18 protein-coding genes and 2 pseudogenes are annotated in these 20,023 nt (G+C 65.6%); 10 read left to right on the top strand and 10 right to left on the bottom strand.

Going from position 1 to position 20,023, the window contains the following annotated elements; genetic code table 11:
- Positions 1-411 precede the first annotated feature (411 nt).
- Positions 412-2,061 carry a DNA repair helicase XPB gene (locus ACRCUN_RS18830; protein ID WP_462143134.1) on the top strand — a complete coding sequence of 550 codons (1,650 nt, stop codon included), beginning with the start codon at positions 412-414 and terminating at the stop codon, positions 2,059-2,061.
- Here ACRCUN_RS18830 and ACRCUN_RS18825 read toward each other — a convergent pair.
- The 3 genes from ACRCUN_RS18825 to ACRCUN_RS18815 all read right to left on the bottom strand — a co-directional run bounded on the left by ACRCUN_RS18825 (position 2,058) and on the right by ACRCUN_RS18815 (position 4,735).
- Positions 2,058-3,569: a cytochrome P450 gene (locus tag ACRCUN_RS18825; protein WP_462143133.1), complete on the bottom strand. Its 1,512-nt coding sequence runs from the start codon at positions 3,567-3,569 to the stop codon at positions 2,058-2,060. The genes ACRCUN_RS18830 and ACRCUN_RS18825 overlap by 4 nt on opposite strands.
- A gap of 92 nt (positions 3,570-3,661) precedes the next feature.
- On the bottom strand, positions 3,662-4,006 hold the full coding sequence (locus ACRCUN_RS18820) for a cupin domain-containing protein (protein ID WP_462143132.1): 345 nt from the start codon (positions 4,004-4,006) through the stop codon (positions 3,662-3,664).
- A 45-nt stretch (positions 4,007-4,051) separates the two neighbouring features.
- The gene (locus ACRCUN_RS18815; protein WP_462143131.1) at positions 4,052-4,735 is read right to left on the bottom strand and encodes an SDR family oxidoreductase; all 684 of its coding nucleotides are present in this window, start codon (positions 4,733-4,735) and stop codon (positions 4,052-4,054) included.
- Between the two features lie 141 nt (positions 4,736-4,876).
- Here ACRCUN_RS18815 and ACRCUN_RS18810 point away from each other — a divergent pair.
- Positions 4,877-5,896 (top strand): annotated as a pseudogene (locus ACRCUN_RS18810) (YbfB/YjiJ family MFS transporter); the annotation flags it as partial.
- Here ACRCUN_RS18810 and ACRCUN_RS18805 read toward each other — a convergent pair.
- Positions 5,888-6,871: a LysR family transcriptional regulator gene (locus tag ACRCUN_RS18805; RefSeq protein ID WP_462143130.1), complete on the bottom strand. Its 984-nt coding sequence runs from the start codon at positions 6,869-6,871 to the stop codon at positions 5,888-5,890. The pseudogene ACRCUN_RS18810 and the gene ACRCUN_RS18805 overlap by 9 nt on opposite strands.
- 125 nt (positions 6,872-6,996) lie before the next feature.
- On the opposite strand from ACRCUN_RS18805, the gene ACRCUN_RS18800 reads away from it, so the two are divergent.
- On the top strand, positions 6,997-7,695 hold the full coding sequence (locus ACRCUN_RS18800) for an SDR family NAD(P)-dependent oxidoreductase (RefSeq protein WP_462143129.1): 699 nt from the start codon (positions 6,997-6,999) through the stop codon (positions 7,693-7,695).
- Entirely contained in the window at positions 7,682-8,047 is a 366-nt protein-coding gene (locus tag ACRCUN_RS18795) for an SgcJ/EcaC family oxidoreductase (RefSeq protein WP_462143128.1), read from the top strand. Before ACRCUN_RS18800 ends, ACRCUN_RS18795 begins: the two co-directional genes overlap by 14 nt.
- Here ACRCUN_RS18795 and ACRCUN_RS18790 read toward each other — a convergent pair.
- Positions 8,028-9,017, bottom strand: a complete 990-nt coding sequence (locus ACRCUN_RS18790) for an LLM class F420-dependent oxidoreductase (RefSeq protein WP_462143127.1) — start codon at positions 9,015-9,017, stop codon at positions 8,028-8,030. The two genes, ACRCUN_RS18795 and ACRCUN_RS18790, sit on opposite strands and share 20 nt — an antisense overlap.
- 55 nt (positions 9,018-9,072) lie before the next feature.
- Between ACRCUN_RS18790 and ACRCUN_RS18785 the strand changes: the two genes are divergently transcribed.
- On the top strand, positions 9,073-9,498 hold the full coding sequence (locus tag ACRCUN_RS18785; RefSeq protein ID WP_462143126.1) for a pyridoxamine 5'-phosphate oxidase family protein: 426 nt from the start codon (positions 9,073-9,075) through the stop codon (positions 9,496-9,498).
- A 4-nt stretch (positions 9,499-9,502) separates the two neighbouring features.
- Here the strand turns inward: ACRCUN_RS18785 and ACRCUN_RS18780 are convergent, their stop codons facing one another.
- Positions 9,503-11,329: a S9 family peptidase gene (locus ACRCUN_RS18780; RefSeq protein ID WP_462143125.1), complete on the bottom strand. Its 1,827-nt coding sequence runs from the start codon at positions 11,327-11,329 to the stop codon at positions 9,503-9,505.
- Positions 11,330-11,383: 54 nt separating this feature from the next.
- Here ACRCUN_RS18780 and ACRCUN_RS18775 point away from each other — a divergent pair, with 54 nt between their 5' ends.
- Genes ACRCUN_RS18775 through ACRCUN_RS18760 form a run of 4 tightly spaced genes read left to right on the top strand, consistent with a single transcriptional unit; the run spans position 11,384 to position 13,769 of the window.
- Positions 11,384-11,806, top strand: a complete 423-nt coding sequence (locus tag ACRCUN_RS18775; protein ID WP_462143124.1) for a PPOX class F420-dependent oxidoreductase — start codon at positions 11,384-11,386, stop codon at positions 11,804-11,806.
- 32 nt (positions 11,807-11,838) lie between these two features.
- Positions 11,839-12,159: a type VII secretion target gene (locus ACRCUN_RS18770; RefSeq protein WP_462143123.1), complete on the top strand. Its 321-nt coding sequence runs from the start codon at positions 11,839-11,841 to the stop codon at positions 12,157-12,159.
- A gap of 18 nt (positions 12,160-12,177) precedes the next feature.
- A complete protein-coding gene (locus ACRCUN_RS18765) occupies positions 12,178-13,317 on the top strand; it encodes a WXG100 family type VII secretion target (protein ID WP_462143122.1) in 1,140 nt (379 codons plus the stop codon).
- 11 nt (positions 13,318-13,328) lie between these two features.
- Positions 13,329-13,769, top strand: a complete 441-nt coding sequence (locus ACRCUN_RS18760; RefSeq protein ID WP_462143121.1) for a TIGR03618 family F420-dependent PPOX class oxidoreductase — start codon at positions 13,329-13,331, stop codon at positions 13,767-13,769.
- Between the two features lie 15 nt (positions 13,770-13,784).
- On the opposite strand, the gene ACRCUN_RS18755 is transcribed toward ACRCUN_RS18760, so the two are convergent.
- The 3 genes from ACRCUN_RS18755 to ACRCUN_RS18745 all read right to left on the bottom strand — a co-directional run bounded on the left by ACRCUN_RS18755 (position 13,785) and on the right by ACRCUN_RS18745 (position 17,782).
- Positions 13,785-14,201 (bottom strand): MerR family transcriptional regulator, encoded by a 417-nt coding sequence (locus ACRCUN_RS18755; protein WP_462143120.1) that lies wholly within the window; start codon positions 14,199-14,201, stop codon positions 13,785-13,787.
- Positions 14,202-14,406: 205 nt separating this feature from the next.
- Positions 14,407-16,554 carry a 3-hydroxyacyl-CoA dehydrogenase NAD-binding domain-containing protein gene (locus tag ACRCUN_RS18750; RefSeq protein ID WP_462143119.1) on the bottom strand — a complete coding sequence of 716 codons (2,148 nt, stop codon included), beginning with the start codon at positions 16,552-16,554 and terminating at the stop codon, positions 14,407-14,409.
- 16 nt (positions 16,555-16,570) lie between these two features.
- Positions 16,571-17,782, bottom strand: coding sequence for an acetyl-CoA C-acetyltransferase (locus ACRCUN_RS18745; protein ID WP_462143118.1), 1,212 nt, complete (start codon positions 17,780-17,782; stop codon positions 16,571-16,573).
- A 180-nt stretch (positions 17,783-17,962) separates the two neighbouring features.
- Here ACRCUN_RS18745 and ACRCUN_RS18740 point away from each other — a divergent pair.
- Positions 17,963-18,797, top strand: a pseudogene (locus ACRCUN_RS18740) (hypothetical protein).
- A gap of 67 nt (positions 18,798-18,864) precedes the next feature.
- Here the strand turns inward: ACRCUN_RS18740 and ACRCUN_RS18735 are convergent.
- The gene (locus tag ACRCUN_RS18735) at positions 18,865-19,980 is read right to left on the bottom strand and encodes an alkene reductase (protein WP_462143117.1); all 1,116 of its coding nucleotides are present in this window, start codon (positions 19,978-19,980) and stop codon (positions 18,865-18,867) included.
- Between the last annotated feature and the right edge of the window lie 43 nt (positions 19,981-20,023).

Here is a 20,023-nt window from a genome sequence, read left to right as displayed (position 1 = left end):
CGTCGGGCAGAAAGTTTCCTGCACCCGCAATCCAGCCCCGATCCCCCGACATGCGACCCCCCGATCAGCAACTTTTCATAGTCCACAAGCAGCTATCATCATCACGCTTGATTAGCACTGTAGACAACCGCGCTGACATGGTCAATAAACTGCGATAACCCGCAACATCGACGCGCATCCGGTATCGCTCAAGACCTGATCTGGCGAAACTTCTCGGCAACCGTTGAGCAACCTCAGCTATCCATTGAGAATCGCCGTCAATATTCGTCACCGTCAACATGTCCGCAATGCCCATAGATAGCTGTAGGAGTCACCTCCGGATCCGAACCTCCGTGCGCCAGACGTCCAGCTCGACGGGTTCGGAATAATGGACAGGATGAGTTTGCAGCCGGAAAGCAGGGCGGATCGCGCATGACTGACGGCCCATTGATCGTGCAGTCCGACAAGACGGTCCTGCTCGAGGTCGACCACGAACAAGCAGGAGCGGCGCGGGCCGCGATCGCACCCTTCGCCGAGCTGGAGCGTGCCCCCGAACACGTGCACACCTACCGCATCACGCCGCTCGCGTTGTGGAACGCGCGCGCGGCCGGTCATGACGCCGAGCAGGTCGTCGATGCCCTGGTGTCGTTCTCTCGGTATCCGGTTCCGCAGCCGCTGCTGGTCGACATCGTCGACACCATGGCGCGGTATGGCCGCCTGCAGCTGGTCAAGCACCCGGCGCACGGTCTGACACTGGTCAGTTTTGACCGCGCCGTGCTCGAGGAGGTGCTGCGCAACAAGAAGATCGCCCCGATGCTGGGTGCGCGCATCGACGACGACACCGTTGTCGTGCACAACAGCGAACGCGGCCGGGTCAAGCAGATGCTGCTCAAGATCGGTTGGCCGGCAGAAGATCTCGCCGGTTACGTCGATGGTGAGGCACACCCCATCGAGCTCGCACAAGACGGTTGGGCCTTGCGCGACTACCAGGAGATGGCCACCGAATCCTTCTGGGCGGGCGGCTCGGGCGTCGTGGTGCTGCCATGCGGCGCGGGCAAGACCTTGGTCGGCGCGGCCGCGATGGCCAAGGCAGGCGCGACAACCTTGATCCTCGTCACCAATACCGTCGCGGGCAGGCAGTGGAAGCGCGAGCTCGTCGCCCGTACCTCGCTGACCGAGGACGAGATCGGCGAGTACTCGGGTGAGAAAAAGGAGATCCGGCCCGTCACCATCGCGACGTACCAGGTGATCACCCGCCGCACGAAGGGCGAGTACAAGAACCTGGAAATCTTCGACAGCCGCGACTGGGGCCTGATCATCTACGACGAGGTGCACCTGCTGCCCGCGCCGGTGTTCCGGATGACCGCTGACCTGCAATCTCGCCGGCGCCTCGGGCTGACCGCGACGCTGATCCGCGAGGACGGCCGCGAGGGCGACGTCTTCAGCCTCATCGGGCCCAAACGCTACGACGCACCGTGGAAGGACATCGAAGCCCAGGGCTGGATCGCACCCGCCGAGTGCATCGAGGTCCGGGTGACGATGACCGACAACGAGCGCATGCTCTACGCCACTGCCGAACCCGAAGAGCGCTACAAGCTGTGCTCGACGGTCCACACCAAGATCGCGGTGGTCCGCTCGATCCTCGAGCGCCATCCCGGCGAGCAGACCCTGGTGATCGGCGCCTACCTCGACCAGCTGGAGGAACTCGGGCAAGAGCTGGACGCCCCGGTCATCCAGGGGTCGACGAAGAATGCCGAACGCGAAGCACTGTTCGACGCGTTCCGCCGCGGCGACATCTCCACGCTGGTGGTGTCGAAGGTCGCCAACTTTTCCATCGACCTTCCGGAAGCCTCAGTGGCCGTACAGGTTTCGGGTACCTTCGGCTCGCGTCAGGAAGAGGCGCAGCGGCTTGGGCGACTACTGCGCCCCAAGGCAGGCGGCGGCGGTGCGGTGTTCTACTCGGTGGTCTCACGCGACAGCCTCGACGCCGAATATGCCGCGCACCGGCAGCGGTTCCTGGCCGAGCAGGGCTACGGCTACATCATCAAAGACGCCGACGATCTACTCGGCCCCGCGATCTAGCCACGACTCCGCAACGTCATCAGCAATTCGCCGTCCGGGCCACCGGTGAACGTCAACTCACGGCGCAGCCGCTGACCGGGCACGAGATCAAGCTCGAAGCGCTGCGCGAGGCTCGCGACGATCAACGTGGCCTCGAAGTTGGCGAACCCAGAGGCGACGCACATGCGCTTGCCCGCCCCGAACGGCATCTGCGCACGACGCTGCGCGCCGTCGAGATTCTCCTTGAGAAACCGCGCCGGATTGAAGTCGTGCGGGCTGCCCCACACGCGGGCGTTGTGGTGCATGCTGTGCATCAGAATGGCGATGCTGGTTCCGGCTTTGATCGGATAGTCGCCAAGAACATCATCGGCTTTCGCCATCCGGGCGACGCCCATGATCGGTGGGTACACGCGCATGGCCTCGGCAACCACGGCCTGTGTCCAGGGCAGGTTGTCGACGTCGTCGGCAGTGGGTTCGCGTCCGCCGAGAACGTCGTCGAGCTCACGCCCGAGCCGTTGGCGCGCCTCGGGATTCTGCGAGAGCAGGTACCAGGTCCAGGCCAGTGCTGCCGCGGTTGTCTCGAAGCCGGCGCCGAGGAATGTCATCACCTCGTCGCGGATCTCCAAATCGGTGTAACGGTAACCAGTTTCGGGATCCTCAGCAGCTATCAACAGTGCCAGCAGATTGTCGGTGCGCTCGATCTTGCCGCTGCGGTGGTCGGCGATCAACTGGTCGATGAACCGCTCTATCCGGCTCAGCCCCCACCTGGCCCGCGGTGCGATGACCCACGCACCCCGCCGCAGCGCATTGATCGCGAGCCGAGGCGAGGACATCTTGTCGGCACCCCAACGCAACGGCCGCGCCACGCCGAGCAGGAACCCGTAGCCGAAAAGCGTTAGCAGTCTCGCGAAGTCGGTGCGCATCTGTTCGGCGAGCTTGCCGTTGAGTTCGATGCCGAACATCGTGCGCGCGATGATGTCCATCGTCACGTAGTTCATTTCCGCGGCGATGTCCACCGGTCGTCCGGCGGCCAGGATCTTGTCCCAGCGGTCGGCGGCCGCGACGCACGCGGCGGTCATCTGCGGCGCGAACGTGTCCACCTGACGTTTGGCGAATATGGGCTGGACCAGGCGCCGGTTCCGTTGCCACAGTTCGTCGTTGAGGTCGGTCACCAGGCCGCGTCCGAACGCGACGGCCAGCAGGTCGTACTCGGCGTTCTTGGCGTAGTTGTCCTGATTGGACACCAGGACATGGCGCGCGATGTCAGGGTTGCGCACCACCACGAACTTGGCCAGCGGCGTACGCGCGACCACGATGTCGTCCTGACCGGGCAGTTCGGTGGCGTACTCGTAGATCGTGTGCCGATACCCCGCCCGGATGGCCTTCATGGCGAGCCACCACGACTTCAGATAGCCGACCTCGGTGTGCTGCCAACGCACCGGCGTCGGCGCCCACCGTGGCGGGTGCAAGCTTGCCTCGGCGCGGATTGGGCACGCGACTTGCGCGGACTTCGCGCTCGGCTGGGACATATGCCACCTCCCCGGAAGTCCGCGCACCCCCCGGAGCCCGGACTCGCGGTATACGGTACCGCCGGTACCGAGCTAGGCCAAGCCCCTATTTTTCAGGTATGCGGCCCCATGGTCTTCACCACGGTCAACAGCACCACCGAATCCGCCAACGCGTGCAGTGTGTGCCGGGTACGCGGGATCACGATGTGGTCGCCCGGCGATCCTTCCCAGCTGGCCTCCGCGTTCGCCAGCCGGACCCTGCCCTCGATCACCTGCAGAGTCGCCTCACCGGGACTCTCGTGCTCGTCGAGACCGCTGCCCTGCGTGAGGGCGATCAGCGTCTGACGCAGTGCGTGTTCATGCCCGCCGTAGACGGTGTGGGCACTGCGTCCGCTGGTGGCCGTCCGGGCTGAGGCCAACTGCTGGCGGGCAAGCGCGGTGAGCGAGATCTTCTCCATACTTGAATCGTGCCACTTCCCGTCGGCATATTCTGCGCCGTCGGGTCAACTGTCGGTGTTCGCGGTGGAAAGCTGCGCCTTGGCGCTACGCGCCCACTCGTCGGCCAGGATTTCCGGCCGCCCATCGAGTAGGCCGGAAATTGCCTGCGCGGCAACCACTCCAGGATCGGTCTTCTGGTCCGCGGGCACGTAGCTGACCATGTCGGTATCCATATAGCCGACATGTAGGGCGGCGACATGAATGCCGCGCGGCGCGAGTTCGGTTCGCATCGCATCGGTGAGCGCCCACGCGGCCGACTTCGCCGCGGCATACGCCCCCGAAGTCGGCGGGTGATACCAGGACAGCACCGACAGCACGTTGAGAATCGCACCGCCGCCGTTGCGTTCGATGATCGGCGTGAACTCCCGCGTGACGTTCAGGGTGCCGAAGTAGTGGGTTTCCATTTCCAGCCGGATGTCCTCGATGGGCCCGGTCAACAGGTTTGCCCGCGTCGAGACACCGGCGTTGTTCACCAATACCGTTACGTCTTGCGCGATTTCGGCCGTGCGGCGTACCGACTCCGGATCGGTGATGTCCAGTTGGACGGGAATCACCCCCGGCAGATCGACCGTCTCGGGCCTCCTGGCCGCCGCATACACCTTTGCACCGCGTGCGACGAGCTCGGCGGCGAGCCGGCGACCCAACCCACGGTTGGCCCCGGTCACCAGTGCGGTGATGTTCTGTGTCATCGGACTGCTCCTTTCATGTTGTGCGGACACCACAACAATTCGAATCGACGTCTTCAATCCCCTTTTGTGAGAGGCAGTTCCTTGCAGCTGTGAGCCATTCGGTCGTGGTGACCGACGGGCACCGCACCGCACGATGGATCGATGCAACACCATGCGCACGTGGCCCGAACCGCGGCGGCACTGGCCGCCGCGATGGGCATCGGCCGATTCGTCTACACGCCGATCCTGCCGCTGATGACCGCACAAGCCGGAGTCTCGCCGCACACCGCCGCCAACCTCGCCACCGCGAATTACATTGGCTATCTGGCGGGTGCGCTGATGGGCACCGTTTGGCCACGGCTGGCCAGATCCATGACCGCATGCCGGCTGTGCCTGATCGCTCTCATCGCCAGTCTCGCGGCAATGCCGTTGTCCACCGATCCGATCGAGTGGACAGCGCTGCGCGCCGTGGCCGGGCTGACGAGCGCGCTGGTGTTCGTGATCGCGGTCAACACGATGCTGGAACACCTGCATGAGTATCCCGCGCGCCTCGTCGGCTGGGGGTTCGGCGGCATCGGCGCCGGCATCGCCGTGTCGGCGGTGCTCGTCCTTGCCATCGACGACTGGAAGGCGGCCTGGTGGGCGTCGGCGGCGGTGTCCGCGGTGCTGGCGATCGGCGCCTGGTCGATGCAGCACGCTCCCGAGACGGCGACGGCAGCCGACGACACCGAACAGCGCCCATCTCACGGCGCCTTCTCGATGCTGCTGGCCAGCTACACGCTCGAAGGGATCGGCTACATCATCGCCGGCACGTTCCTGGTGGCGGGAGTCGCCCAAGGCGCACCGGACTGGCTGGGCGGCGGCACATGGCTTGTGGTCGGTGTGGCCACCGTTCCGTCCGCGGCGTTGTGGGCAACCCTGAGTGGCCGATGGTCCCATCCGGGCTTACTGGTGGCGGCACTGTGCCTGCAGGCCGTCGGGATCGCCGTCGCGGGCCTGGTTGGCGGAATCACCGCCGCGCTGGTCGGTGCCGTGCTGTTCGGCGGCACCTTCGTGGGGGTGAGCACACTCGCGCTGGCCGCCGGACGGTTGCTGCGTTATCCGCGTGCTGTCGCTTTGTTGACCGCGGGGTATTCGGTGGGCCAGATCCTCGGCCCAGTCGTGGTGGCGCCGCTACTGCACCACGGGTTCCGGCCCGCGCTGGTCGTGGGCGCTGCCGTGGTGCTGGCCGCCGCCCTGGTAGCCGGGCTTATGCGGATCGTCGGCGGGCAACCAGACCGTCGGGTCGGCAAGCCCGAAATCCGCGATGTCACCGGTGAATTCGTCGATGACCGCGTGGACAGCGGGGTTGTCTTCGCCACGCCTCCACACCAACGACCACGTCCACAACGGTGCCGGGTGGATCACCGGGCGACGCACCAAACCCCGGGGCAGTGACGCATCCTGTCCCTTGGGGTTGTTGAGAACCGGACGACGCAACCGGCGCACATGCTCGAAGAACGTCGGACCGGTGACGCCGCCGTCGTCGGTGCGCATAACCCGCGCGCCCGTCGCGGCCGCGAACTGCTCGCCGTACCGGTTCCACGACGACCAACTGGCACCGTCGGCGTCCACCAGCACCACGGTGTCGGCGGCGTCGACCGGCGCCTCGTCCGTCCCGGCGTCCAACGCGTACAACCGGTCGACGCCGAGTAGTCGCGCCTCAAGCGACAGCGAGTCGAGGTCGGCGTTCTGCACCCAGCAGATCGCCAGGTCCAGGCTGCCGTCCGCGACGCGGGCGGCCTGCGTGTGCGACGGCATCACCCACGTGTCGACCCGCAGTTCGGCGACACCCGCTGCCCGCTCGGCCCAATCGGTCGGGCACCAGTTGACACAGCCGATGCGCACCGGGTCGGATACCGCCATACCTTTTGCGCGCCTGCGTAATTCGTCGGCCTGGGCGATCAACGCGCGGGCATCGGACAGCAGCGCCGCCCCGGCCGAGGTGAGCGCGACCGACCGCCGGTCCCGGTCGAAGAGGGTCACCTTGAGATCGCGCTCCAGCGCCTTGATCTGCTGGGACAGCGACGGGCCTGCGATACGCAGACGTTCGGCAGCGCGGCCGAAGTTCAGCTCCTCGGCCACAGTGACGAAATAGCGCAGCTGCCGCAGCTCCACCGTTGCAGCGTAATAGGCACAGCCTCTCAGCAGAGAGGCAACCGGTCCCGTCGACCGGACATGAGTGCGCCCGATGCCGTGTTGAGTGGTGCAACCGGATAGGACCGGATCAGAAAGGGACCAACATGAACACTCCAGTCGCAATCATCACCGGCGCATCTCAGGGCATCGGCGCGGGCCTGGTGGCGGGATACCGCAAGCTCGGTTACGCCGTCGTCGCGAACTCGCGCAGCATCGGCGAAAGCGACGACCCGATGGTGCTGACCGTGGCGGGTGACATCTCCCAGCCCGGCGTCGGAAAGCGCGTCATCGACGCGGCACTGGAACGCTTCGGCCGCATCGACACCGTCGTCAACAACGCGGGCATCTTCATCGCCAAGCCGTTCACCGAATACACCGACGCCGACTACGACGCGATCACCGGCGTGAACCTGCGCGGGTTCTTCGAGGTATCTCGTGCAGCGCTGGCCGCGATGGAAGACTCCGGCCATATCGTCAACATCTCCACCAGCCTGGTGGACCAGGCCAATTCGAAGGTGCCCGCAGCACTCGCGTCCCTGACGAAAGGCGGACTCAACGCCGTGACCAAGGCGCTGGCGGTCGAGTACGCGAGCCGTGGCATCCGCGTCAACGCGGTGGCCCTGGGGTCCATCAAAACGCCGATGCACGATCCGTCCAGCCATGACTTCATGGCGTCGCTGAACCCGATGAATGAGCTCGGTGAGATCGACGACGCCGTCCAGGCGGTGCTGTACTTGGAGCAGGCCGGATTCGTCACCGGCGAGATCCTGCGTGTCGATGGAGGTCAAAGTGCCGGCCACTGAGCAGGTTGTGCGCGAGGTGCTCGACGTGTGGAAGGCAGGCATCGACGCGCACGATCCGCAGCGAGTGGCCGACGTGTTCACCGCTGACGCGATCTTTCAGGGCCTGCGGCCCTACAGCGTCGGACAACAAGGGGTCTTCGAGTACTACGACTCCCAGCCGGCGGGCATGACGGTGGACTACCGCATGCTCGAGACGCGCTACCTCACCGAAGGCGTGGTGCTGGGATACCTGGTCGCGGACTTCTCATTCCGCGACCGGGACCCCATCCATCTGAACCTGGGTGTGGTGGTGACCCGCACCGACGCCGGGTGGCGCATCGCGCACTACCAGGTCAGCCCAGCGCAGGAATGACCTTCTGCTCGAACAGTTCGATACCCGACCGGTCGTAGGCGGCCTCCGGGAAATACAGGATTGCGTACTCACAGCCGAGGTCACGCATCCGCTGCAGCTTCTCGACGACCTGTTCCGGTGTGCCGGAGGCGGATTCGGGGGCACTCATGGTCGACAGCATCGCGTCGACCGCGGCCTCCCCCGCCACCGGCACCTGGCGGTCGCGCAGCCGTGCGATCCGGTCTTTGACATCGGCTTCCGAATCGCCGATGACGGCGTTGAAGTTGGCCGACCGCACTATCGCGTCGTACTCGGTGCCGACCTCGCGGCAGTGCCCGGCCAGCACTCCCGATTTGTGGGCGAACCCGTCGGGAGCGGAGGTGAAGTTGGTGTACTGCGCGTACTTGGCGGCGATGCGCAATGTCACCTTCTCGCCACCTCCGGCGATCCACAGCGGGATGCTGTTTTCCTGCAACGGTTTCGGTGCGACGATCGCGTCGTCGACCTGATAGTGCTTGCCGTCGAAGCTGACGCGGCCGTCGCGCCACGCGTCGCGCATGATCTGCACACCTTCGTCGAGCCGCCCCAACCGCACACCGGCCGACGGGAAGCCATAGCCGTAGGCCCGCCACTCGTGCTCGTACCAGCCGCCGCCGATGCCCATCTGGATGCGGCCGCCCGAGATGATGTCGGCGGTCGCCGCGACTTTCGCCAGGTACACCGGGTTGCGGTAACTCATCGCCGTGCACATCTGGCCGAGCTTGATGCGCGACGTCGTCGCCGCGTACGCCGACATCAGCGACCACGCCTCGTGCGTCGCTTCGTCGGTGGGCACCGGAACGGTGTGAAAGTGGTCGTACACCCACAGTGAATCCCAGGCCCCGCCGTCGGCGTAGGTGGCGAGATCGCTCATCACCGGCCAGTGCTGCTGCGGGGGAATGTCTACGAGATCGAGTCGCCAGCCCTGCGGAATGAAGAGTCCAAAGCGCATGGATCCTCACTTTACGACGGCGGGCCGTGTCGGTGGGCGCGGCTAGCCTGAGTTCATGGCCCTTTCAAAGGAAGAACGCGAACAGTTTCTGGCCGAGCCGCACATTGCCGCGTTGTCGGTGTACGCCGGTGACAAGCGTGGTCCGCTCACCGTGCCGATCTGGTACCAGTACTCGCCCGGCGGTGAGCCGTGGGTGCTCACCGGTGTCGGGTCACGCAAGCACCGGCTCATCGAGGCCGCCGGGCATTTCTCGCTGATGGTCGAGCGGCTGGAGCCAACCGTGCGATACGTGGCCGTCGACGGTGCCGTCAGCCGCATCGAGCCGAGCACCGACGACCAACTCGTCGAGATGACCAAGCGCTACCTCGCCCCGGAGAAGGTCGAGGGCTACCTCGAGTTCGCGCGCCGCGAGCACGGCGAGAGCGTGACGGTATATCTCAAGCCCGAGCACTGGCTGTCGGCAGATCTGGGGTCCGTGTGACGCCCTAGGTTTCGGCGCGCCCGCCGAGGTGCTTGGCCAGGAACCGGTCGGCACGATGATAGAAGTCGAGCCGGTTCTCGGGCTTGGCGAAGCCGTGGCCCTCGTTCTCGTACAGCGCGTACTCGTGGTCGATGCCGTGCTCGGCCATGGCCGCGACGATCTGTTCGGACTCCGCTCGTTTGACCCGCGGATCGTTCTCGCCCTGGGCGATGAGCATCGGGATGCGGATATCCTGCACCCGCGATAGCGGCGACCGTGACCACAGGAAGTCGGGGTCGTCACCAACTCGCTTGTGCCACAACGCGATCATCGGTTTCCAGTACTCGGGGAACGAGTCCATCAGCGTGTTGAGGTTGGACGGGCCGACCATCGAGACCGCACACCGGAACACGTCCGGGGTGAACGTCGCGCCGATCAGCGCCGCGTAGCCTCCGTACGATCCGCCGTATATCGCGATGCGATCGCGGTCGACGATGCCCCGCTCGGCCAGGTACTCGACGGCATCGATCAGGTCGTCGTGCATCTTGGCACCCCACTCGCGGTTGCCCGCGTTGAGGAACTCCTTGCCATAGCCGCTCGAGCCGCGGAAATTCACCTGCACGCACAGATAACCCCGGTTGGCGAGCCACTGCGCCTCCGGGTCGAGGCCCCACCCGACGCGGACCCACGGGCCGCCGTGGACATCGAGCACCGCGGGCAGGTTCGCGCGCTCCTCGCCCGGCGGGTACGACAGGTAACCGTGGATGGTCAGGCCGTCGCGGGCGGTGAAGCTGAACGGTTCCATCGGCACCAGCGGATAATCGTTGAGTTCTGGACGGTGATCGAACAGGAACGTCGCTGTCTGCGTAGCCCGGTCCCAGCCGTAGAACTTCACCGGCCCGGAGTCCTGATCGAACGCGACGAGCCACGCGGTGTCGTCGTCGCTGCGGTCGCTGATGATCAACTCACCGGCGTGTAAGCGTTGCAGCGCTTCGATGTCGCCACGGATCGCGTCGTCGAATATGCGGTACTCGAGGCGCTCTCCGTACAACGTCACGCCCTGGATCTCCCTGGTGTCGGGATGCATGATCACGCCGCTGATGTCGTACGTGTCGTCTTCGGCGATCACCTCGGTCGCGCCGGACTCAAGGTGCATTTTGACGAGTCGCGACGTGTTCGATCCGACAGAAGTTTGCAGATACATCGCGGTGCCGTCTTTCGTGAAGCCGACGGGCCCCGTCGACTCGGCGTCTTCCGGGGAAACCTCGAGCAGCGGCCGCCAATCGGCATCCGCGTCGTCGCGCACCATGACCACCATGCCGCCGTCAGGGGTTGGCGTCACCGCGCCGCGCACCTTGAGGTCATCATCGACCACCCAACCGAGAAAACCCGGGTTCTCGAGTACCTTGCGCAGCTCACCGGTCGTCAGGTCGAGGTGGTACACATCGTGCAACTGCGGGTTGTCCTTGTTGATCCCGACGAGCACATCGTTCGGAAATCGCTTGTGATGGGCGATGAGTCGGCATTGCACGCCGTCCATCGGCGTGAGGTCGCGTTCGATGCCGGTCTGCACGTCGACGTCGTACAGCCGGAAATTCTCACTGCCGTCCTTGTCCCGCACATACATGAGGTGACGATTGTCGTGGGCCCACAGATAGCCCTGGATCCCGCGGTCCTTGTCGTGGGTGACCGGTTGCTCATCGCCGGAGCCGACCTCCCCCACGAACACATTGAGTACGCCGTCGAGCGGTGCGAGATACGACAACCGCGTACCGTCCGGCGAGATCTGCGGCGCGGCGCGTTCCGGATGGCCCAACAAGACGTCCAGCGGGATCAGCTTGGCTCCGGTCATTGCGCCCCCGTATCAGCGATGCGGTCCAGTGCCGTTCGAGCGTAGCGTGACGAAGTGGCCGAACTATCCGATCAAGTAGTCAAGTTTCTGTCTGAAGGCACCCGCACCGCTGTGTTGAGCTGGGTCGCGAAGGACGGCCGGCCGTTGTCGGCGCCGGTGTGGTTCCTCGTCGAGAACGGCGAGCTGGTCTTCAACACCGGAAAGGAAACCGCCAAGGGCAAGGCGTTGGCGCGAGACCCGCGTGTGGTGCTGTGCATCCACGATGACACCCCGCCGTTCTCGTTCGTGCAGGTTCAGGGTGTCGCGACGATCAGCGAACAACCCGACGACGTGCTCGACATCGCCACCCGGACTGGCGGCCGCTACATGGGCACTGAGCGTGCCGAGGAATTCGGCAGACGCAACGGAGTGCCCGGAGAACTCGTTGTGCGGGTCAAGCCGACCAAAGTGCACGCCGGATTCGACGTAGCGGACTGAGCCGCCGAGCCGCAACCACTACGCTTTGCCTCATGGCGGAGTCGGTGCATGTATCCACCTCGGCATTGCAGTCAACGGCCGAAACCGTGGGCGGCATCGGCAGCAAGATCGCCGGGGTTCGCGCAGGTCAGCAGATCGCGGATGCGGCCGCGCAGGCCATGAGCGGGTTGGCGTGCGGTGCGGCGATGGCGGCCGCGGCCAGCCGGGTCGATGAGGCGTGCGCGGTAGTCGGATCGGCACTCACCAAACTTTCCGATGACCTGCGCGCAGCCGCGTCCCAATACGACCAGACTGACGACGACGCGAGCGCGGCACTGGCAAGACAATTCCGGACGATGGACGCCGAGTCCTAGCCAACGGGTTCGACACCGATGACCGTCACCATTCCGACCATCCTGGACTCGCGTCCTGCCGGCCTGATCGACGCCGCACAGCTGGCACAGCAGCAGGCGCAGCTGGCCGTCGATCAATTGGATCAGGGCCGAAACGCCTTGGCAGACATGCGCAAAGGCTGGGACTCGGGCGCCTCCGACGCGGCGAGCGCAAGCGCTGAGCGGACATTCGCGAGCCACCGCAAGATCGTCGACGCACTGCACGACATGAAAGCCGCGCTGCAGCGCGGGGGCGATCAGATGTCGGCTACCCGTGCCGATGTCGCCGAGACCGTCGGTAAGATTCAACCGTTCGGATTCCAGGTTGCCGACGACGGCACGGTTTCGATCGCCCCGGGCAGCCAAGCCGATGAAATGGCTTCGCGCAGTCCAGTTCTCGCGCGGCAGATGCAGATGCTCGCAATGCAGTATTCGATCGATCTCAAACAACTGATCGCCGAATTCGACACGCAGGACAACGCGCTTGCCAACGCGCTGCAACAAGCCACCGGCGACTTGGATCTCAAGGAGATCGCCCGGATGGGCCCCGGTGAACAAGCCGGCAAGCCCTCCCCGGACGACTCGCAGAAAGACGGAACTCCACCTGCCGAACCGGGCAAGGACTCCGGCCAGACCACGCCGGGCGCTACTCCCACCGCAGTGCCGCCTGTACCGCCGGTGGTCCCCGGCCCCGCCAATTCTCAGGCGGCGCCACGGCCGGCCGCCGCGACGCCGCCATCGAAACCCGGTGTTACACCGGCCCAACCACGAACAGCCGAACCGGCCCGGCCGAGTGCTCCGGCTCCCGCACCTCCGCCTGCGAAAGGTCCGGTGCCTGCGCAGGCCATTCCAACACAACCGGCGCGACAGAGTGGCCCGGTGCCCACCGCGCCGCCGACGACGCCGGGCACACCGGCCCAGGGCTCAGGTTCGACGGCCACGGCGGCAACGCCCGCGAGTTATTCGGCAGCGCAGACGTCATCGTCGAGCGGTGCGCCGGAAAGCAACATCCAAGCCGTGAGTTCGGTGGTCGGTGATATCCCAGAAGGGGTCAAATACCGTCTCGGCGATGACGGATGGATTTACCCCGATCTGGATGCAGTGAACGACGACTTCGACGAAGACGACGACGACTGGTAAGGAGTCTCATCATGGCCGACGTTTCCGCATTCGCCGACGTGTTGTCGCGCGATCAGGGGTTGTGTGTGTTGAGCACGCTGCGCCGCGACGGCGGTATCCAGTCGTCGGTCGTCAATGCCGGGGTGATGGCCCACCCGCGAAGCGCTGAGCCGGTCGTCGCGCTCGTGGCGATCGGCGGGTCACTGAAACTGCGCCATCTACGTGCCGATCCACGCGCCACCGTCGTCGCCCGCGCCGGCTGGCAGTGGGTCACGGTCGAGGGAACTGCCGAGATCATCGGACCCGACGATTCGGACGTCGACGCCGAAACTCTTCGAGTGTTGTTGCGCGACATCTTCAAAGCCGCGGGCGGCACGCACGACGACTGGGACACCTATGACCGCGTCATGCGCGAGGAGCGTCGCGCCGCGGTTCTGATCACGCCCACGCGTGTCTACTCGAATCCCGGCTGACAAGCGCACGCGACGTCAACGCCGCTCGGCGCCCGCCCAGATACCGCCGTCGTCAAGGGCAGCCGCGACATGCGGACAGTCGAGTAGATCCGCGTGCGGGCACGACAACGTATGCGCCAAGCCGTCGATTGCGGCCTGTATCAACGACACCTGCTGTTGAAGCTCACCCTGCTTGCGGTGAATCATGTCGCGCCAGCCGTGGTTTGCGCGCCGCCGGGGATCGAGGAACTGACCGACCTCGTCAAGCGTCATGCCCGCCCGCTGGAGCATTCCGATCACGCGCAGCCGCTTTACGATCGACGGTTCGTACAGCCTGCGCAGGCCATTTCGGCCCGCGGGTGCGATGAGTTCGAGGCGTTCGTAGTAGCGCAGCGTCGACGTCGTCACGCCCGTCGACTTCACGACGTCAGCGATGTCCAGGAGTTGTTGCATTCACCGAACCTCTTGATTTGAAGTGCGGTTCAAGTATGACGCTGGAGCCATGAATGACAAGACCTCCCCGCGCCCCACAGCGCAAATCCGGGTTGAGATTGCGCACAGGGTCGTGATTCCCCGAGAACCACGACCCTGTACGCAATTTCAATGCCCGCTGACGCAAAAGCCCCCGGCTCGCGCCAGGGGCTTTTGACGTTGTTGCTTACGCCTCCAGCGAGGCCGGCGGCAGGAAGCGGTCGCCGTACTTGGCGGCCAGCTCCTTGGCACGTGCCACGAAGCCTTCCTTGCCCCTACCGGACGGGCCCTCGTAGCCGACGATGTACTGGTGCACACCACCGGTCCAGGCCGGGAAGCCGATGCCGAAGATCGAGCCGATGTTGGCGTCAGCGGTGGACGTCAGCACGCCCTCGTCGAAGCACTTCTGGGTCTCCAGTGCCTCGGCGAACAGCATGCGGTCGATCATGTCCTGCAGCGGCGGGGTCGAGCTGCCGGACTTGAACGTCTCCCGCAATCCGGACCACAGGCCCACGCGCTTGCCGTCGGCGTACTCGTAGAACCCGGCACCCTTCAAGCGCGACGGGCGACCGATCTCGATCATCTTCTCGACCACGGCCTCGGCCGGGTGCGGCACGTGCGTGCCACCGGCTGCTTCGATGCCCTTGCGGGTCGCGACAGCGATCTTGTGCATGAGCTCGAGGTTGAGCTCATCGGACAGCTGCAGCGGCGGAGCCGGGTAGCCGGCCTGCGAACCCGCCTGCTCGATGCTGGCCGGCTCGACACCCTCGCCCAGCATGGCCAGCGCCTCGTTGACGAAGGTGCCGATCACGCGCGAGGTGAAGAAGCCGCGGCTGTCGTTGACGACGATCGGGGTCTTCTTGATCGCCAGGGTGTAGTCGAACACCCGGGCCAGCGCCTCGTCGGACGTCTTCTCGCCCTTGATGATCTCCACGAGCGGCATCTTGTCGACCGGTGAGAAGAAGTGGATGCCGATGAAGTCCTCCTGGCGCTTCACGCCGGTCGCCAGACCGGTGATCGGCAGTGTGGAGGTGTTCGAGCCCAGCAGTGCGTTCGGCTCGACGATGTCCTCGATTTCCTGGAAGACCTTGTGCTTGAGGTCCTGGTCCTCGAATACCGCCTCGATCACGAAGTCGACGCCCTTGAGGTCGGCCGGGTCGGCGGTGGGCGTGATGCGGTCCAGAAGCGCCTTCGACTTCTCCTCGGTGGTCTTGCCACGCTTGAGCGCCTTGGCCTCAATGCCCTCGGAGTAGGCCTTGCCCTTCTGCGCGGCCTCGATCGAGACGTCCTTGAGGACGACGTCGTAGCCGGCCTTGGCCGACACGTAGGCGATGCCCGCGCCCATCATGCCCGCGCCGAGCACGCCGATCTTGCGGATCTCCTGCTTGGCGATGCCGTCGGGCCGGCTGCCGCCGCCGTTGATCGTCTGCAGGTCCAGGAAGAACGCCTGGATCATGTTCTTGGCGACCTGGCCCGTGACGAGCTGGGTGAAGTAGCGGCTCTCGATGCGCGACGCGGTGTCGAAGTCGACCTGCGCACCTTCGACGGCCGCGTCGAGGATCGCCCGCGGAGCGGGCATCGGCGCACCCTTGAGCTGCTTTTTCAGCAGCGCCGGGAACGACGGCAGGATGCCGGCCAGCGCCGGATGCGACGGCGTGCCGCCGGGCATCTTGTAGCCCTTGACGTCCCACGGTTGGGTGTGGCTTTCGGGATTGGCCTTGATCCACGTCTTGGCGGCGGGCACCAATTCCTCGACGCTACCGACCAATTCGTCGACCAGACCCGTCTCCTTGGCCTTGGCCGGGTTGAACCGCGTGCCCTGGCTCAGCACCTCCATGAAAGCCTTCTGGATGCCGAACATGCGCACGGTGCGGGTCACGCCGCCACCGCCGGGCAGCAAGCCCAGAGTGACCTCGGGCAGACCGATCTGGCTACCCTTGACGTCGGCGGCGATGCGGTGATGACACGCCAGCGCGATCTCCAGGCCACCGCCCAGCGCGGCACCGTTGATGGCGGCGACGACAGGCTTGCCGAGGGTTTCCAGCTTGCGCAGGTCGGCCTTGATGAACTCGACCTCGCTGAAGGCATCGCCGGCGTTCTCCGGGCCGACATTGATCATGCCCTTGAGGTCACCGCCCGCGAAGAAGGTCTTCTTCGCGCTGGTGATGACCACGCCGGTGATCGAATCCTTTTCGGCAACAAGGCGTTCCACCGTGTTGTGCATGGATTCCTTGTAGTGCTCGTTCATCACGTTGGCCGAGCCGGTCGGATCGTCCAGCGTCAGGGTGACGATGCCGTCGGCATCCTTGTCCCACTGAATGGTGTTCTCTGCCATGACTGTTCGCTTCTCCCTAGACGCGCTCGATGATGGTGGCAACGCCCATGCCGCCGCCGATGCACAGCGTGATCAGTGCACGCCGAGCACCGCGACGCTCGAGCTCGTCGACCATGGTTCCGGTGATCATGGCGCCGGTGGCGCCCAGCGGGTGGCCCATCGCGATGGCGCCACCGTTGACGTTGAGCTTCTCGTCGTGGATGTTGAGGTCCTTCTGGAACTTCAGCACCACCGAGGCGAATGCCTCGTTGAGCTCGAACAGATCGATGTCGTCGACCGTCAGCCCGGCGCGGTCGAGCACCTTGCGGGTGGCCGGGGTCGGGCCGGTGAGCATGATGACCGGATCGGCGCCGCTGGTGGCGGTGGCCACGATGCGCGCCCGTGGGGTCAGGCCCTGGCTCTGGCCGGCTTTCTCGGAGCCGATCATCACGAGCGCCGCGCCGTCGACGATGCCCGAGCTGTTGCCGCCGGTGTGAACGTGGTTGATCTTCTCGACGTAGTGGTACTTCTGCAGCGCCACATCGTCGAATCCGCCCATCGCGCCGATGCCGTCGAACGCGGTCTTGAGCTTGCCCAGGCCCTCGATGGTCGTGTCGGGGCGCATGTGCTCGTCATGGTCGAGGATGACCAGACCGTTCTGATCCTTGACCGGCACGACCGACTTGGCGAAGTAGCCGCCCGACCACGCCGCGGCGGCCTTCTGCTGGCTGCGCAGCGCGTAGGCGTCGACGTCGTCGCGCGAGAAGCCCTCGATCGTGGCGATCAGGTCGGCACCGATGCCCTGCGGAACGAAGCCGATGCGGTAGTTGGTCTCCGGGTCAGAGGCCCAGGCGCCGCCGTCGGAACCCATCGGCACGCGGCTCATCGACTCCACGCCACCGGCCAGCACCAGGTCGTCCCAGCCGGACCGCACCTTCTGGGCGGCCAGGTTGACCGCCTCAAGGCCCGATGCGCAGAAGCGGTTGAGCTGGAAGCCACCGGTGGTCTCGGGCAGCTTGGCCACGAGGCCCGCGGTGCGGGCGATGTCGCCGCCCTGGTCACCGACCGGGGAGACGACACCCAGGATGACGTCGCTGATCAGCGTCTCGTCCAGGTCGGGGTAGCGGCTGCGGATCTCCTCGATCAGGCCGACGACCAGGTTGACGGGCTTGACCTCGTTCAGCGACCCGTTGCGCTGCTTACCGCGCGGCGTACGGATCGCCTCGTAGATAAAGGCTTCTTCGGACATGTCTTTGCTCCCTGCCTATTCAAGTCCAGGTTCAGGTTCTGATTGGCGGGTCCATCCCGCACAGCAGATGGGCCTCTGCCCGGAGGCTACCAGGGGCCTCGATCAACCTGTTGGTTGGGAGCTTGAACGCTGCACATTGCGAATTCGCAGGATGTCAGTGCGGGTCGGCACACTCCGGCCATGGGGGAACCGTTCAGCGGCAGCGAGGCGATGGCCGCTGGCACACTGACACGTCATGAATTGCGGAGCCGCTTCGTAGCAGTGCACCGCGATGTCTACGTTGCGCGGGATACCCGGCCTTCGGCGGTGTTGCGAGCCAAAGCCTGCTGGTTGCGCTCCCGGCGGCGCGGAGTTCTGGCCGGATTTTCGGCCGCGGCATTGCACGGCGCGCGTTGGATCGACGCCGGCCTACCCGCTTACATCATCGACACCAATCATCGGCCCGCCCGCGGGATCGTCGCGTGGGGATGTGATCGATGACGACGACATCTGCCTGATGGGCGGTATGCGTTTGACCACGCCGGCGCGTACCGCAGTGGACCTGGCCTGCAAGTTCCCCGAAGACACCGCCATAGCGGCGATCGACGCGCTGACGCGAGCGGCGCGGTTGAAGGTGGCTGACATCGAGTTGGCGCCTGAGCGTCATTCGGGACGCAAAGGCATCAAGCAAGCCCGTGCCTCTATCGCACTCGTGGACCCGGGAGCGGAGTCGCCGCAGGAAACGTGGTTGCGGCTGCTGGTGGTGCGTGCGGGCTACCCGCCGCCGAACACGCAATACCCCGTGTGCAACGAGTACGGCGCGTTGATCGGTGACGTCGATCTCGCGTGGCCGGAATTGAAGATCGCAGTCGAATACGAAGGCCGCCACCACACCGATCCCAACGTCCTGTGCAAGGACATCGCTCGGGTTGACGAGATGATCGACAACGGTTGGATCGTCATTCGGGTGACCCGTCGCGACGGTGAAGCCAACGTGCTCGGCCGGATCGCCAAGGCGTGGACTTCACGCCAGTAACGCTGTGGCGGAAAAACGGCCGAAATACCGCCACAGCGTTACTGGTGCGGCCGTGTGACCACCCCGCTCAGGCGGACTTCGGTTCGGCCACCTCGGCCAGCGTCGGGTAGTCGATGTAGCCGACCGGACCCGGCGCGTAGAACGTCGCGACGTCGGGCTCGTTGAGTTCGGCGCCGAGGATCAGCCGGTCGATCAGATCGGGATTGGCCAGGAAAGTCCGTCCCACCGCGGCTGCGCTGATCGCACCCCACTCGGCGTAGCTCTCGAGCTGGCTGAAGTCGGTATCGGTGTTGCGGCCGGTGTTCAGCACGAACGTGCCCGACCACAGTGCCCGGATCACGCCAAACGTGTGCGCGCTGGGATCGATCAGCAGGTGCAGGTAGGCGATGTTGAGCGGCGCGATGCGGTTCAGGAGTGCCTCGTAGACGCTCACGGTGTCGTTCTCGTGCATGTCGCCGGCGTGGTTGCCGGGTGAGATGCGGACACCGACCCGGCCCGCACCGATCTCGGCGACGACGGCCTCGACCACCTCGGCCGTCAGCCGCGCCCGGTTCTCCGGCGACCCGCCATACGCGTCGGTGCGCTGGTTGATCACATCGGACTGGAACTGATGCAGCAGGTAGCCGTTGGCCGCGTGGATCTCCACGCCGTCCATGCCTGCGTCGATCGCCCGGCGCGCGGCCGCCCGGAACTGATCGACGATGCCGGGCAGCTCATCGGTACGCAGCGCCCGCGGCGTCTCCAGCGGCTTCTTGCCGGTGGGCGTGTGGCTGAGCATGTCGGCGGCGATCGCCGACGGCGCGACCGACTCGACCCCGCTGATCTCGGGATGCGCCATCCGGCCGACGTGCCACAACTGCACGAACATCTTGCCGCCCGCCGCATGCACCGCATCGGCGATCTCGGCCCATCCGGCCTGATGCCGGTCGGTGTAGATGCCCGGGGTGTTCATGTAGGCGCCGTTGGCGGTCTCGGCGATGGCAGTCGCCTCGCTGATGATGAGTCCCGCCGAGGCACGCTGCGAGTAGTACTCGGCGGCCAGCGGGGACGGTGTGCCGTCGGCATCGGCGCGCGAGCGGGTCAGCGGCGCCATGAACAGCCGGTTGGTCGCGGCGGTGTCACCCACCTGAATGGGCTGCAGCAGAGCGGCGTCGGCGTCGAGCCGGAAAGTCTTGTCGGTCACGCCGCACTAAGCGCCTCAGGTGCGCGGTTCATTCCCGCACTAG

The sequence above is a fragment of the Mycobacterium venezuelense genome, from assembly GCF_054919535.1.
Note: the sequence above shows the minus strand (reverse complement) of the source record. Positions and strands in the feature narration are given on the sequence as shown.